The sequence below is a fragment of the Mesorhizobium sp. WSM3866 genome (assembly GCF_002294795.1).
Lineage (GTDB): Bacteria > Pseudomonadota > Alphaproteobacteria > Rhizobiales > Rhizobiaceae > Mesorhizobium.
In genome coordinates, this window is record NZ_NSGC01000001.1 from 445,394 (window position 1) to 461,348 (window position 15,955).

A 15,955-nucleotide genomic window follows, 5' to 3' on the forward strand; every position below is an offset into this window, starting at 1 on the left:
GCCCTTCCGGGCCGATAGTTTGGAATAGTTCTAAATAGGCTCTATCGGCTGGACATTCAAGCGAAACGCGTCGCCCGAACGGCTGGCTGGCGGAATGTTTTTGCCCCGGCGGAGCGCTTCGCCACGGCAAGCCTATCCTCCGACTTCCACGCTGAGTTGTCCACTCGTCTTCTGGATGTTCACCTCGGCGCCGTCCGCCGTGCGCATGAATTCGAGGTCGGCGCTTGCCTCGCCGACCCGCAGCCCGCGAAGCTCGATGCGGCTGACGAAATCGGGCAGTCGCGGCCGCACGATCCGCAGCCTGTTTGCGAAGGCGTCGGGCTCCAGGCCGAGGCAGGTGGTCACCAGGAACGGCACCGCGCCCGCTGCCCATGCCTGCGGGTGGCAGGCCACGGGATAGTGCACCGGCACCTGGAAATCGTTGCGCTGAAAGCCCGCCATCGCCTCCGGCAGCCGGTGATGGCGGAAGTGCATCGCCGCTTCGACAATGGCGGTGAAGGTCCTCAGCGCCGCGCCGTCCTCGCCATACCGCCGGCAGCCGGCCGCCAGCAGCGCATTGTCATGCGGCCAGACGGTGCCGAGATGATATCCGACGGGATTGTAGCGCCGCTCCGCGCTCGAGAGCGTGCGCACGCCCCAGCCGTTGAACATGTCGTCCTGCATCAGCCGCCGCACGGTTCGGCGGCCCTTGCCCCGATCCGCGATACCGGTCCACAGCGCATGGCCCGGGTTGGAGGAAACGACCGCGACCGGGCGGCCGCGCGCCTCGAGCGCCAGCGCGAAAGTGTCCAGGTCCTCGCACCAGAAGTCGCGGTTGAACCGTGTCCGAAGCTTTTCGGCCTCGCCGCGAACCTGCCTGGCGCTGTTGCGCTCGCCAATGCGTTCGTAGAGATCGGCGATGGCGTGCTTGGCCGCAAACACATAGCCCTGCACCTCGACCAGCGCGATCGGCGGCCTGGCGATGCTGCCGTCGGTCCTGACGATCGCGTCGGCCGAATCCTTCCACCCCTGGTTGACGAGACCGCTTTCCGAGATGGTCCGGTATTTGACATAGCCTTCGCCATGCCCGTCTCCGGCCTTGGCGATCCAGCCCAAGGCCTTTTCCACCGGCTCCCGCAGTTCGCGGAAGAGCCCCACGTCGCCTGTCCACGCGGCATAGCGGCCGAGAAGCAGCAGGAAGAGCGGGGTCGCGTCGACCGTGCAGTAGAATCTGGCATGTGGGACATTGCCCGCGCGAGCGAGCTCGCCGACGCGCAGCTCATGCAGTATCTTGCCGGGCTGCTCCTCTCGCCATCGATCCGTTCGACGTCCCTGATAGCCGGCTAGAAGGCGCAGCGTCTGGGCGGCGATCTCCGGCTGGAAGGCGAGCATCTCGAGCGCGACGATCAGGCTGTCGCGTCCAAACAGCGCGACGTACCACGGCACGCCGGCTGCGAAATACTCCCTGTTGCCAAGATCCGACCTGAGCACCGCGAGATCGCGCAGCGAACGGTCCATGATGCTGTTGAGCAGCAGGCTGTCGCTGTCGAACTTCGTGTGTTGCTCCAGCCATTTTTCAGTATCCGCCTGAACCGTCCCGGCAAAGCCCTCGAGAGCAAACGCCGGGTGCTGGCTCATTTGCTCGGCCTCCGGCTCTTCCGACAGTTCCCTCAATTCTATGGTGATGGCGATGGTGCGCCTTTCTCCTGGCGAAACATCGAACTGGAACTCGGCCGCGGTTCTGTGCATGGCATCGGGTGCCGGCAAGAAACCGATTGTTGCCGTTCTGCGAACGTGGTCGGCGCCGTGATAGACAAAGTGGAGGCTGCCGTCGCGCCAGGCAGGCCGCTCGCACCTGCCGAGGTTCTTCGGCACCAGTCCGCGCACATTGAAAATGTCCTCGAAGCCGGCGCCGAAGTGCAGGGCCAGCGGAAAGCCATGCGGCTCGTTGCCGAAATTCTGGATGGTCAGAACCTCTCGCACACATGTTTGCTCCGCATCGAGAATGCGCTCCCAGCGGATGCCGAGCTCGTCCTTGGGGATCAGTCGCCCCCCATCGCAATGCAGGTCGGGATTGGCCAGTTCGAAAAGCGCGGCGTAACCTCTTTGCGCGGTCGAGGCCAACACGATCGGCGGCAAACCGCCCAGCGTCATCTCATAGCCGCCGAGGAAACGGCAGTCGTGGAAATAGAGCCCGAAGCCGTGCTCGCCTTTCACCGGTATCTGGGCGTCGGGAGCGAGGATATAGTAGAGATCGAGATTCTTGACCGTAATCGCGCCGGCGATGCTGTCCACCATGGCCGGGTGCCCCTTGGCGAGCACGCGGTGCCTGCGCTCCTGCTGCGCATCAGGCGTCTGCCGGGCTTTTTGCTGTGATCGCGCTGCCTGCGAGCGCGGCTGCACCGGTGATCCAGTCCCAGCGTTTCGCGGCTTTGACGTGCCGCTACGCCCTGCTTTCCGGGTTGATTCGTCCACCGGCGCTCCTTTGGAATGGCGTTTCCGTGACCATTCCAAATGGCGCGCCGCCGACACGGGCCAAGGGCTATGGGCTGGTTGATAACATCGATGTGTATCTGCGGATCGGCGACGTTCCAATCGGGCAGGAGGGGCCTTCCCAATTCAGGCCAGGCTCTCGATTTCCTCGTCGGAGAGGTTCTGCGGCACCACGGTAACCGGGATGGGGAAGGCGGCGCCCCGGCCGGCCACCGCACTCACCAGTGGCCCCGGACCTTCCTTACCGGCGCCGGCCGCCAGCACCAGGATGGCGATGTCCTGGTCTTCCTCGATGAGCTTGTGGATTTCCTCGGTCGGCTTGCCTTCGCGCACCACCAGTTCCGGCTCGATGCCGACCTTCTGGCGCACCTTGCTGGCATAGGTGTCGAGCGCCGCGCGCGCGGTCGCGTTGGCTTCCTCGCGCATGATCTTCTCAACCCCCAGCCAATGCTGGAAATCGTCCGGCTCGATCACGTAGAGCAGGACCAGCACGCCGCTGGTGCTCTGTGCGCGCGTCGATGCGTAGGCGACCGCGCGCTCGCATTCCGGCGTATCGTCGATGATCGCCAGGAATTTGCGGCGATGTCCGGCTTCACGGCTGAGGCGTTTGGAAACCATGTCTGTCCGCTCGGTATCAATTCGGCCGCAATCTGCCACCGCCACGGACCGCCGGCAAGCCGCCGGCCGGTATGGCGATCCCAGTCAACCAGCGAGGACCGATCAGTCCTGCAACAGGCCGATGATGTCGCGCACCGTCTTCATCGTGCCTTCGGCGATCGCGCGGGCGCGCTCGCCGCCGTCCTTGAGCACGGCGTCGACATAGGCGCGGTCGCCCTCGATGCGGCGCATCTCCGAGGCGATCGGCGCGAGCTTTTCGACCGCAAGGTCGGCCAGCGCCGGCTTGAACACGGAAAACTGCTGGCCGCCATATTCCTTCAGCACGTCGGCTTTGGAAATTTCGGCGAGGCCGGCATAGATGCCGACCAGGTTTTCGGCTTCCGGCCGGCTTTCCAGCCCGCCGACTTCACTCGGCAAGGCCTCCGGATCGGTCTTGGCCTTGCGGATCTTCTTCGAGATTGTGTCGGCATCGTCGGTGAGGTTGATGCGCGACAGGTCCGACGGGTCCGACTTCGACATCTTCTTCGAGCCGTCGCGCAGGCTCATGATGCGCGCCGCAGGACCGCCGATCACCGGTTCGGTGATCGGGAAGTAGCCGTTCACCGTCTCTTCGCCGACCTGCATCTCGACGCCGACGCCGAGCGCCGCGATCTTTTCCGAGAAGTCGTTGTTGAATTTTTGCGCGATGTCGCGGGTCAATTCCAGATGCTGCTTCTGGTCCTCGCCCACGGGCACATGGGTGGCGCGGTAGAGCAGGATGTCGGCGGCCATCAGGCTCGGATAGGCGAGCAGGCCGAGCGAGGCGTTCTCGCGGTCCTTGCCGGCTTTGTCCTTGAACTGCGTCATCCGGTACATCCAGCCGATGCGCGCCACGCAGTTGAAGATCCAGGCCAACTCGGCGTGCTGGATGACTCGCGATTGGTTGAAGACGATGTGCTTCTTGGGGTCGATGCCCGATGCCAGGAAGGCGGCGGTGATCGAGCGCGTCTGGTCGCCAAGGTCCTGGTGCACGAGCTGCGCCGTCAGCGAATGCAGGTCGACGACGCAATAAATGCAGTCGGACTGTTCCTGGAGGGCGACGAATTTTTTGATGGCGCCGAGATAGTTGCCGAGATGCAAATTGCCGGTCGGCTGGACGCCCGAGAAGACGAGGGGCTTGAAGGCGGACATGATTTCCTCATGGCTTGTGGAGGGCCGTATACGCATGATTCCAAAAAGTTGCAGACTTTTTGGAGCCAATCATGCGGCTGGAAACCGCGCGCGGCGAAAGTCTTGCGACGGCGGGCTTATGGACGAAGGCGAATGCGGGATCAAGACCGGTGTTGCTGAAAGCCAGCTCGAGTTATTCATCCAAGCCGGTGTTCGATTTCCGCGGCGCAGATTTCCCCGTGCCGCGCTTCACGTTCCGACGGATCATGCCGAAATCGGCGCCGCCGGTGCCGAAGGCGGTGATGAAGTAGAGCGCCGCACCCCCGCCGACAAGCGCGAGCAGCGTCGTCGCCTTGATCACCAGCGGCGAGCCGGGTCCGAGCCTTGCCGCGAAATAGTGCTCGGCGAAATAGAGCGCGACCGCCATCACAACAGCCGACAGCACCAGCCGGGGAATGCGCTTCAAGAGCGGTATGTCACGACCCCAGTGGCCGCGCTTTATCAACATGCCGAGCAGCAAAGCCGCGTTGACCCAGCCGGCGACGGCCGAGGCGACGGCGATGCCCGGCGCGCCCATCGAAGGAAACAAGCTCAGCGCGGTGGCGACGTTCACGCCGACGGAGATGGCGGCGAAGATCATCGGCGTGCGCGTGTCCTCGCGCGCGAAATAGCCGGGCGTGAAGGCCTTGATCAGCACGAAGGCCGGCAGGCCGAGGCCGAAGATCGCCAGGATCGAGGCGACGATCGGCGTCGAATGGTTGGCGGCGAAGGCGCCGCGCTCATAGACCAGTCGCACGATCGGCTCCGACATCACCCAAAGCGCCGCGGCCGCCGGCAAGGTCATGAACAGCGTGAATTCGACCGAGCGGTTCTGCAAATTGGCCGCCTCGATCAGATTGCCCGATTTCAAAGCCCGCGACAGCTCCGGCAGCAGCACGATCGCCACCGCGACGCCGACGACGCCGAGCGGCAGCTGGTAGATGCGATCGGCATAGGCGAGCGATGACACGGCGCTGTTCTGCCCGGAGGCAATCGCCGTGCCGATCAGCTGGTTGATTTGGGTGATGCCACCGGTAATAGCGGCCGGCAGCGCCAGGATCAGGAGCCGCTTGACGTTCGGCGTCATCTTGGGCCGGCGGAAGCCGATCGAGATGCCGGCATGGCGCACCGCTACCCAGACGATGGCGAGCTGCACGATGCCCGCCGCCAGCACGCCCCAGGACAGGCCGAAGCCGACATCATGCGCGTCGAGCCCATGATACCAGGCATAGGCGAGCACGCTGATCAGGATGATGTTGAGGAAAGCGGGGGCGATCGCTGCGGCGAAATAGCGGCGCAGCGAGTTCAGCATGCCGGCCATCATGGCGCCGAGCGACATGCAGATCAGATAGGGGAACATGATCGTCGCCAGCCGGACGGTCGTCTCGAACTTGCCCGGAATGTCGGCAAAGCCCGGCGCCACCAGGTAGCGGACGATCAGCGGCATCGCCAGTTCCATGGCGATGGTGAGCGCCAGAAGCGCCGAGAACAGCACGCCGAACACTTCCTCCGAGAAGCGCTTTGCGCCGTCGGTGCCGTGCGTTTCGATCTCCTTGGCGAACAGCGGCACGAAGGCGGCGTTGAAGGCGCCTTCGGCGAACAGCCGGCGGAAGGTGTTGGGAAACTGGAAGGCGGCGTTGAAGGCGTCGGCGACCGGTCCGGTGCCGAGGGCCGCCGCCATCAGCATCTCGCGGCCGAAACCCAGCGCGCGGCTCATCAGCGTGCCGGAGGCGACGGTGGCGAATTTTTTGACAAGGCTCATGCGGAGGATGACTGCCTGCGGAATTGCGTCAAATGGATGGTGATGATCACTCGGCGGCCGCCGCCTTGGCCTTGCCGTTGCGTTCGGGCGCGTTGCCTTCGAGTGTGTCGATCAGCCGCTTGTGGATCGTGGCCGTGCGCGTCGGGCTGTCGATCTTCTGGCCGGTAAGGTCGGTGACATAGAAGGTGTCGATGACCTTTTCGCCGAAGGTGGTAATGTGGGCCGAGGCGATATCGAGCGATAGGTCCGACAGCGCGCCGGTGACCTCTGAGAGCAGGCCGGGCCGGTCCAGCCCCTCGATTTCGATCACGGAAAAACGGTTCGACAGCGTGTTGCGGATCTCGGCGCGCGGCGGAATGCGGAAGGCCTTGGCGCCGCGCTTCGGCTTGGCCCGCTTCTCGATCATCTCGGGCAGCCAGCTCTTGCCGGACAGCACGTCTTCGATCAGCTTGCCGACGCGTTCGGCCCGCCGCCGCTCGTCCTCGTCGCGATCGAATTCTCGGGAGATCAAAATGGTGTCCAGCGCCCGCCCGTCAGAGGTGGTGAAGATCTGCGCATCGACGATGTTGCCGCCGGCCGCGGCACAGGCGCCGGCGATCACCGACAGCAGCCGCGGATGGTCCGGCGCCAGCACGGTGATCTCGGTTACCGCTTCGAACTCATGCGTCTTCACAATGGTGGCGAGCTTCCTGCCGGCCACATCCGCCTCGCGGACGAATTCGGCGTGGCGCAACTGGTCGGGCAGGTCGACGGTCAGCAGATAGTTTTCGTAGTGCTGGGCGACATAGCGCTTGCGCTCCTTCGCCGGCCATGCGGAAAGCGCCTCGGCGAGCCGCTCGCGCGCGGCGGAGGTGCGCTCGGCGCGCGACACTTCGGAGAAGCCCCCGGTCAAGAGCAACTCGGTCTCGAAATAGAGCGTGCGCAGCAATTGTCCCTTCCAGCCGTTCCACACGCCGGGTCCGACGCCCCGAATGTCGCAGACGGTCAGGATCAGAAGCAGCTTCAGCCGCTCCACCGATTGCACGATCGAGGCAAAATCCTCGATCGTCTTGCGGTCGTTGAGGTCGCGCGTCTGCGCCGTCATCGACATCACGAGATGGTTTTCGACCAGCCAGGCGACGGTCTCGGTGTCGGCGGCCGACAGCCCCATATGCGGACAGATGCGCCGCGCGATCCTGGCGCCGGCCTCCGAATGGTCCTCCGGCCGGCCCTTGGCGATGTCGTGCAGGAGCACCGCGACATAGAGCGCCTCGCGGCTTTTCTTCAACCCCGGCATCAGCGAGTGCGACAGCGGATGCACCTTGGCGCCGTCGCCGCGCTCGATCTCGGCCAACACGCCAATGCAGCGGATGAGATGCTCGTCCACCGTATAATGGTGGTACATCGAGAACTGCATCATGGCGACGATCTTGCCGAAGTCGGGGATCAGCTTGCCGAGCAGCCCCGCCTCGTTCATGCGCCTGAGGTTGAGCTCGGCATTGCGGTCCGAGGTCAGGATATCGAGGAACAACCGGTTGGCCTCCTCGTCGCGCCTGAGCGACTTGTTGGCCAGGCCGAGCGACCGGGTAAGCAGCTTCAGCGCGTCGGGATGGAACTCCAGCCCGTGCTTGTCGGCGAACCAGAACAGCCGGAGCAGGTTGACCGGATCGCGTTCGAACACGCTGTCGTCGGCAATGTTGATGCGGTGGTTGTCGACAATGAAATCGGACGTGCCGGCAAGCTTGCGCTTGCGCCGCGAGAAGGTGAGGAAGATGCGGTTGAAGCCGGGCACATGCTTGGCCTGCTCTTCCTCGAGCGCGGCGCAGAAGATGCGGGTGAGATCCCCGACATCCTTGGCGACCAGGAAGTAGTGCTTCATGAAGCGCTCGACAGCCGACAGCCCGGGATGTGTCGTATAGCCCAGCCGCTCGGCGATCTCGCGCTGGATGTCGAAATGCAGCCGCTCTTCCGCCTTGCCGGTGAGGAAATGCATATGGCAGCGCACCGCCCACAGGAAGTCCTCGGCCTTCTGGAATTCGCGATACTCGGCTTCGGTGAAGACGCCTTTCTCGACCAGTTCCTGGCCGGTACGCACGCGATAGAAGTATTTGCCGATCCAGAACAGCGTCTGCAGATCGCGCAGACCGCCCTTGCCGTCCTTGACATTGGGCTCGACGAGATAGCGGCTCTCGCCCGCCTTGGCGTGGCGCTCGTCGCGTTCGGCGAGCTTGGCCTGCACATATTCGGGTCCGGTGGTGCGCACCACTTCGTGGTCGAAGCGGTTAAGCAGTTCGTCATAGAGCTTGCGTTCGCCCCACAGGAAGCGCGCTTCCAGGATCGAGGTGCGGATGGTGATGTCGGTGCGCGAGAGCCTCAGACACTCTTCGATGTTGCGGGTGGCGTGGCCGACCTTCAGCCCCATGTCCCACAGCATGTAGAGCATGTATTCGACGATCTGCTCGCCCCACGGCGTCTGCTTGTAAGGGAGCAGGAACAACAGGTCGATGTCGGAGCCCGGCGCCAGCGTGCCGCGGCCGTAGCCGCCGACCGCGACCACCGCCATGCGCTCGGCGGCGGAGCGGTTCTTGACCTGGTAGACGTGGGTGGCCGCGAAGTCGTAAAGCGCCCGGATCAGCTCGTCCATCAGATGCGACAGCCGCTCGGCGCAGGCATGGCCGCCGCCATCCTGCTTCAGCATCGCCTCGGCGATCGTTCGCCCTTCCGCGAGCTTGCCCTTGAGCAGTTGGAGAACCGCTGTGCGGGCAGCCTTGCCGGAGCCGTCGCCTGCGCTCGGCGCCGTCAGCGCAGTCATGTCGCGGCGCAAAGCGTCGCCATCGATGATTTCGTCGAGTTTGAGGGAGATCTTGGCCATTCGGCGGCGTCTATAGCGCGTTTTCTTCGCGCTGTGTATGGGGCGTGCGACAGGCCGAATTCCATCACGCGGAAGGTGCGTTCGACGCTCAGCCGATCAACTTTATAGACTAAAAAATCGAAACTGACCCTTGACCTTCCAGTTACTGGAAGGACTACCTCCGCGTCAATCCGAGAGTTCCGAGGCATTTGCTTAATGACCCCTTCCAACCATAACCATCATCACGCGCACGGCGCATCCTGCTGTTCGGGGAAGAATGCTCGGCCTGCGACCGAAGCGGTGATTCGCGACCCCGTCTGCGGCATGGCGGTCGATCCGGCGGCCGGCAAGCCGGCGGCCGAGCATGGCGGCAGGACCTTTCATTTCTGCAGCGAGCGCTGCCGCACGAAGTTCCAGGCCGAGCCGGACAAATATCTGACGGCCACCGATCCCGTCTGCGGCATGAATGTCGACCGCGCTAGCGCCAGGCATTTTGTCCGACACGAGGGGCAGGGTTTCTATTTCTGTTCGGCCGGATGCAAGGACAAGTTCGAAGCCGAGCCGGCAAAGTATCTTGCCGGCCGGCCTGCGCCGCAGCCGATGCCTAAGGGCACACAATACACCTGTCCGATGCATCCCGAGATCATTCGCGACAGGCCCGGCTCCTGCCCGATCTGCGGTATGGCGCTGGAGCCGGTGGGCGTGCCGTCCGGGGACGAAGGCCCGAATCCGGAGCTTGTCGATTTCACCCGCCGCTTCTGGGTCAGCGCCGTGCTTTCGCTGCCGCTTCTCATCATCGCAATGGCGCCGATGCTCGGCGTCAGCTTCGAAAGCTTCGTCGACGGCCGCACGAAGACATGGGCAGAGCTGGCGCTGGCGAGTCCGGTCGTGCTGTGGGCGGCGTTTCCGTTCTTCCATCGTGGCTGGGCATCGCTGCTCAACCGCAGTCCCAATATGTGGACGCTGATTTCGCTCGGCGTCGGCGCTGCCTATCTCTTCAGCCTTGTCGCGACGCTGTTCCCGGATGTCTTCCCGCACCAATTTCGCGGCCATGACGGCAGCGTGCCGGTTTATTTCGAGGCGGCCGCGGTCATCGTCGCGCTGGTGTTCCTCGGCCAGGTGCTGGAACTCAGAGCCCGCGAGCGCACGGGCTCGGCCATTCGCGCCTTGCTCGACCTCGCGCCGAAGACGGCGCGCCTGATCGGCGCTGACGGGACCGAAAAGGACGTGCCGCTCGACAGCGTCAAGACCGGGGACAGGCTCCGTATCCGCCCTGGTGACGCCGTGCCGGTCGACGGCATCGTGCACGAGGGGCGCTCGGCCATCGACGAATCGATGATCACCGGCGAGCCGCTGCCGATCGAGAAGTCGGAGGGCGATTCGCTCACCGGCGGGACGCTCAACAAGAACGGCTCCGTCATCATGCGTGCCGAAAAGGTCGGCGCCGAGACCACGCTTTCGCGCATCGTCGAAATGGTCGCCAAGGCGCAGCGCTCGCGCGCGCCGATCCAGGGGCTGGCAGATCGAGTTTCCTTTTACTTCGTGCCGGCTGTCGTGCTGGTGGCGATCATCGCCTTCATTGTATGGTCGCTCTTCGGCCCCGAGCCCAGCCTGGCCTACGCCATCGTGTCGGCGGTGTCGGTGCTGATCATCGCCTGTCCCTGCGCGCTCGGCTTGGCCACGCCGATGTCGATCATGACTGCGACCGGCCGCGGCGCGCATGCCGGCGTGCTGATCAAGGAAGCGGCGGCGTTGGAGCGCTTCGCCTCCGTCGACACACTGATCGTCGACAAGACCGGCACCTTGACCGAGGGCCGGCCGCGGCTGACCGATGTCGTCGCCGCCGAAGGCATTGCGGAGAATGAATTGCTGGCGCTCGCCGCGACGCTCGAAAAGGGCTCGGAACACCCGCTCGCCGAGGCGATCGTCGAAGGTGCCGCCGAACGCGGCGCCAAGCTTGCAGGTGCCGAGGACTTCGAGGCGATAACCGGCAAGGGCGTTGCCGGTACCGTGTCCGGCAGGAAGGTTGCGCTCGGCAATGCGGCGATGATGGCCGACCTCGGCGTCGACACCGCGCCCGTTTCCGCCAGCGCGGAGGCGCTGCAGGCCGAAGGCAAGACGGCGATGTTCGTTGCCGTCGGCGGCAAGCTTGCCGGCCTGGTTGCCGTCGCCGATCCGGTCAAGGCAACCACGGCCGAGGCGATCAAGGCGCTGCACGACAAGGGCTTGAGGATCATCATGGCGACCGGCGACAACGAGCGCACGGCAAAAGCGATCGCCGGCAGGCTCGGCATCGACGAGGTCCGCGCCGGGCTGCTGCCGGATCGGAAGGCGGCACTTGTCGACGAACTGCGCGCCAGGGGCGCCGGCATCGCCATGGCCGGCGACGGCGTCAACGATGCGCCGGCGCTTGCCGGAGCCGATGTCGGCATCGCCATGGGCACCGGCGCGGACGTCGCGGTCGAAAGCGCCGGCATCACGCTGGTCAAGGGCGATCTCAACGGCATCGTCAGAGCCCGCACACTGGCCCAGGCGACGATCCGCAACATTCGCCAGAACCTGTTCTTCGCCTTCCTCTACAACGTGCTTGGCGTGCCGGTCGCCGCCGGAGTGCTCTACCCACTCACCGGTATGCTTCTGTCGCCGATGATCGCGGCGGCGGCGATGAGCCTGTCGTCGGTCTCGGTGATCGGCAACGCGCTGCGGCTGAGAACGTTGAAACTCTGAGCGACGCCCCCAAATACGACATTCCATTCAACAGGAGATATTGGATGACCTTGGCCAAGAAGATTGTGCTGCTGCTGATGGCGGCGGGAATGCTGATCGCGGTGTTCCTCGAAAGCGTGCCCGCGCAATCGGACGAAATGAAGCACGACATGTCCGGGATGGCCATGGGCGCGGACAGCCCAGCAACCGCTGGCTACAAGGCGGCCATGGTCAAGATGCACAAGGACATGATGCTCAACTACACCGGCAATGCCGATGTCGACTTCGTCCGCGGCATGATCCCCCATCACCAGGGAGCCATCGACATGGCCAAGGTGGTGATCGCCAACGGCAAGGACCCGGAAATCCGCAAGCTCGCCGAGAACGTCGTCAAGGCGCAGGAAGCCGAGATCAAAAAAATGCAGGATTGGCTTGCCAAGCATCCGGTGAACTAGTTCCCCGCGCCGGAAATCCGGACGAAGGCGAGGACTTCGGCCTGGATTTTCGGCCATGCTTGTGCTGCGATCCAGCCTCACGCGGAGCGGGCCATGTCTTCTAAAATCAGAACCACTTTCCTGCCGTCAGGCGAAGCCGTTCCGGTGCTGGGTCAAGGCACGTGGAAGATGGGTGAGGACGGCCGGCGCCGCGCCGACGAGGCCGCGGCGCTAAGGCTTGGGCTGGATCTCGGCATCACGCTTATCGATACGGCGGAAATGTATGCCGGCGGCGGCGCCGAGGAGGTGGTGGCGGAAGCCATCGCCGGGCGCCGCGACGAGACTTTTCTGGTTTCCAAGGTGCTGCCGTCCAACGCCTCGCGCGCCGGCGTCAAGCGGGCCTGCGAGAACAGTCTGAAACGGCTCGCCACCGACCGCATCGACCTCTATCTGCTGCACTGGCCGGGCAGCGTGCCGCTGTCGGAAACGATCGAAGCCTTCGAGGCCTTGAAGGCGGCCGGCAAGATCCGCCATTGGGGCGTCAGCAATTTCGATACCGACGAGATGGAGGAATTGGTCGGCCTACCCTCCGGCGCCAACGTCCAGACCAACCAAGTCCTCTACAACCTCTCTCGGCGCGGTCCGGAATTCGACCTCGCGCCCTGGAGCCTTGAGCGCGGCATCCCGCTGATGGCCTATTCGCCGGTCGAGCAGGGCGCGCTGGCGCGCAACGCCAGGCTCGATGCCGTTGCCGCCCGCCACAACGCCACGGCGGCGCAGGTCGCGCTCGCCTGGGTAATGGCGCAAAAAGGCGTCGTTGCCATCCCGAAGGCCAGCCGGCAGGAGCATGTCCGCCAAAATGCTGCGGCGCTCGACATCGTCCTAACAGCGGAAGACCTTGCTGAACTTGACCGCGCCTTTCCGCCGCCGACGCGCAAGCGCGGGCTGGAGATGATCTAGGCGCGCTCGCAATGACGCTGGAAAGCCTTATTTCGCCGCCAGCCCTTTCAGCCTGTAGAGCGCCTCCAGCGCCTCGCGCGGCGTCATTTCGTCGGGGTTGATCGCCCCCAGTGCTTCGCCCAGGACATCGTTCTTCGCCGGCTTCGGCGCTTCGCGCTTCACCGCCACCGAAAACAGCGGCAGATCGTCGACCAGCCGGTTGGTCTTGCCGGAAACTTCGCCTTCCTCGAGCTGGTGCAGCACTTCCTTGGCGCGCGCCACCACCGCTTCCGGCAGTCCGGCGAGCCGAGCCACCTGCACGCCGTACGAACGGTCGGCGGCACCCTTGCCGACCTCGTGCAGGAAGACGACATCGCCTTCCCATTCCTTGACCCGCATGGTGACGTTGGAGAGCCGCGAAAGCTTGCCGGCCAGCGCCGTCATCTCGTGGAAATGCGTGGCGAAGATCGCACGACAACGGTTTTTTTCATGCAGATATTCGACCGCCGCCCAGGCGATCGACAGACCGTCGAAGGTCGCGGTGCCGCGGCCGATCTCGTCAAGGATGACCAGTGCCCGCTCCCCCGCCTGGTTTAGGATCGCCGCGGTCTCGACCATCTCGACCATGAAGGTCGAGCGGCCGCGCGCGAGATCGTCCGAGGCGCCGACGCGCGAGAACAGCCGGTCGACGACGCCGATATGGGCGCTTTCGGCCGGCACGAAGGAGCCGGTCTGGGCAAGGATGGCGATCAGCGCGTTCTGCCTCAGGAAGGTCGATTTGCCGCCCATGTTGGGCCCGGTGAGCAGCCAGATGGCGCCGGCCTTTGCTCCGTTTTCAGGCGAAAGATTGCAGTCATTGGCGACGAACGGGCCTTCGCCTGACCGCCTGAGCGCCTGTTCGACCACCGGGTGGCGGCCGCCGGCAATCTCGAAGGCGAGGCTGGAATCCACGACCGGCCGGCACCAGCCCTCGCTTTCGGACAGTAGCGCCAAGGCCGACGACACGTCGAGGACTGCAAGTGCCTCGGCCCCGGCGCGGATGCTGTCGGCCTCGCTCACCACTTCAGCCGTCAGACGGTCGAAGGTGGCAAGCTCGATGCCCAGCGCCTTATCGGCGGCATTGGCGATCTTCGACTCCAGCTCCGCCAGTTCCGTCGTGGTGAAGCGCATGGCGTTGGCCATGGTCTGGCGATGAATGAATCGCGCCTTGGCAGCGTCGCTGCCGGTCATGATCGAATGATGGTTGGCCGTCACCTCGATATAGTAGCCGAGCACATTGTTGTGCCGGATCTTCAGCGAGCGGATGCCGGTCTCCTCGATCAACGAGCGCTCCAGCCCGGCGATCACCTTTCGCGACTCATCGCGCAGCGCCCGCATCTCGTCGAGTTCGGCATTGTAGCCTGACCGCACGAAGCCGCCGTCGCGCCTGATGAGCGGCAATTCGTCATCGAGCGCCTCGCCGAGATGGCGGGCGAGCGCCTTGGGCAAGCCATGGATCGCCGCGAGCGCCGCGGCGAGTTCGGCGGGGAGCGGCGTCGTCGCAAACAGTGCGGCGATCGCGCCCGCGGCCTCGAAGCCGGCGCTGAGCGCGCCAAGGTCGCGCGGGCCGCCGCGGTTGAGCGCCAGCCTGGAGAGCGCCCTCGGCATGTCGGCGACACTTTTCAGGTTCGTTCGCAATCCCTGGCAAAGCCGCGCTTCGGCGCGAAAGAACGACACCGAATCCAGCCTAGCGGAAATCAATGCCGGGTCGGTCAGCGGCGCCATCAGCCGGTCGGCGAGCAGTCTCGCCCCGCCCCCGGTCACGGTTCGGTCGATCGCCTTGAACAGCGAGCCTTCGCGGCTGCCGGATAGCGTGCGCAGAAGTTCCAGATTGGCGCGCGTCGCCGGGTCGATGAAAAGCGTCGAGCCGTTCTCCTCGCGCTCGGGCCGCGACAGCGGCGGCCGTTCGGCCTTCTGCGTCTTCTCGACATAGGCGATGGCGCCCGAGATCGCCGACAGCTCGGCACGCGAAAAAGTGCCGAAACTGTCCGGGGTCGCCACCTCGAAGAAACGGGCTATGCGGCCCGTGGCCGATGCCGAATCGAACAAAGATGGCGGCTGCGGGTTGGCGATCCGGCCGAGCACGTCGAAGACCGGCCGCAGCTCCGCGTCATGGAACACCGGCTCGGCGACGATCAGCTCGCGCGGATCGACGCGGAAAATGTCGGCAAGCAGCCGTTCGGCCGAGGTTTCAGCCACCCGAAACGCGCCCGTCGAGATGTCGATCCAGGCAAGCGCGAAACTGCCTTGGCTGGCTGCATTGCCGCCCTTCACTCGCCCCAGCGCCATCAGGAAGCTCGACTCCGAGGGTGCAAGCAGCTTGTCCTCGGTGATGGTGCCCGGCGTGACCAGCCGCACCACGTCGCGGCGCACCACCGATTTCGAGCCACGCTTCTTGGCTTCCGCCGGGTCCTCGATCTGCTCGCACACGGCAACGCGGAAGCCCTGCGCGATCAGCTTCTGCAGATAATCGTCCGCCGCATGCACCGGCACGCCGCACATCGGGATGTCGTGGCCCTGGTGCTTGCCGCGCCGCGTGAGCACGATGCCGAGCGCCTGGCTCGCCTTTTCGGCGTCGTCGAAGAACAGCTCGTAGAAATCGCCCATGCGGTAGAACAGAAGCGAATCCGGGTTCGCCGCCTTGATCTCGATATACTGCTCCATCATCGGTGTGACGCCGCCCATGGTGGGCGCCGGCGTCGTCGTTTCCTGGGCGTCGGTATCGGTCGGCATGTGCATGTTCATGCCCGAACGCTAGCAGATGTGGCAGGGCGGTTTAATGCCGGAGGCTCGAAAAGCAGGGGAAAGCGCGAGCCATGCTGCCAGCTCGCCGTCAATCGGTCCGCCGCATTGCCGGCCTTCTGCGTTGAAGCAGCTTCGCCCGGCTTGTCGGTTTACAGTCGCCGCGTGTAGCCTTAATCGGTGGGAACCATAAGCAAGCAGCCGTCCCAAGCGGTGCCGCACAGG

The 15,955-nt window shown here is 64.7% G+C and carries 9 protein-coding genes; 3 read left to right on the forward strand and 6 right to left on the reverse strand.

All coding sequences use genetic code 11. The features are described from left to right. Nucleotides 1-132: 132 nt before the first annotated feature. From CK222_RS02155 to CK222_RS02175, 5 genes are all read right to left on the reverse strand, one after another. Entirely contained in the window at nucleotides 133-2,382 is a 2,250-nt protein-coding gene (locus tag CK222_RS02155; protein WP_141247030.1) for a glycogen debranching N-terminal domain-containing protein, read from the reverse strand. 216 nt (nucleotides 2,383-2,598) lie between these two features. Further along, nucleotides 2,599-3,090: a universal stress protein gene (locus CK222_RS02160; protein WP_067003529.1), complete on the reverse strand. Its 492-nt coding sequence runs from the start codon at nucleotides 3,088-3,090 to the stop codon at nucleotides 2,599-2,601. Nucleotides 3,091-3,192: 102 nt separating this feature from the next. Continuing rightward, on the reverse strand, nucleotides 3,193-4,260 hold the full coding sequence (gene trpS / locus CK222_RS02165; protein ID WP_095799470.1) for a tryptophan--tRNA ligase: 1,068 nt from the start codon (nucleotides 4,258-4,260) through the stop codon (nucleotides 3,193-3,195). 172 nt (nucleotides 4,261-4,432) lie between these two features. Further along, nucleotides 4,433-6,040 carry a murein biosynthesis integral membrane protein MurJ gene (murJ, locus tag CK222_RS02170; RefSeq protein WP_095799240.1) on the reverse strand — a complete coding sequence of 536 codons (1,608 nt, stop codon included), beginning with the start codon at nucleotides 6,038-6,040 and terminating at the stop codon, nucleotides 4,433-4,435. Nucleotides 6,041-6,086: 46 nt separating this feature from the next. Next, a complete protein-coding gene (locus tag CK222_RS02175; protein ID WP_095799241.1) occupies nucleotides 6,087-8,891 on the reverse strand; it encodes a [protein-PII] uridylyltransferase in 2,805 nt (934 codons plus the stop codon). 195 nt (nucleotides 8,892-9,086) lie between these two features. On the opposite strand from CK222_RS02175, the gene CK222_RS02180 reads away from it, so the two are divergent. From CK222_RS02180 to CK222_RS02190, 3 genes are all read left to right on the forward strand, one after another. Continuing rightward, nucleotides 9,087-11,597: a heavy metal translocating P-type ATPase gene (locus CK222_RS02180; RefSeq protein WP_095799242.1), complete on the forward strand. Its 2,511-nt coding sequence runs from the start codon at nucleotides 9,087-9,089 to the stop codon at nucleotides 11,595-11,597. A 44-nt stretch (nucleotides 11,598-11,641) separates the two neighbouring features. Further along, the gene (locus CK222_RS02185) at nucleotides 11,642-12,031 is read left to right on the forward strand and encodes a DUF305 domain-containing protein (protein ID WP_095799243.1); all 390 of its coding nucleotides are present in this window, start codon (nucleotides 11,642-11,644) and stop codon (nucleotides 12,029-12,031) included. 93 nt (nucleotides 12,032-12,124) lie between these two features. Beyond that, nucleotides 12,125-12,970, forward strand: a complete 846-nt coding sequence (locus CK222_RS02190; protein WP_095799244.1) for an aldo/keto reductase — start codon at nucleotides 12,125-12,127, stop codon at nucleotides 12,968-12,970. 27 nt (nucleotides 12,971-12,997) lie between these two features. Here CK222_RS02190 and mutS read toward each other — a convergent pair whose 3' ends face one another. Beyond that, nucleotides 12,998-15,721, reverse strand: coding sequence for a DNA mismatch repair protein MutS (mutS, locus tag CK222_RS02195; RefSeq protein ID WP_245432948.1), 2,724 nt, complete (start codon nucleotides 15,719-15,721; stop codon nucleotides 12,998-13,000). Between the last annotated feature and the right edge of the window lie 234 nt (nucleotides 15,722-15,955).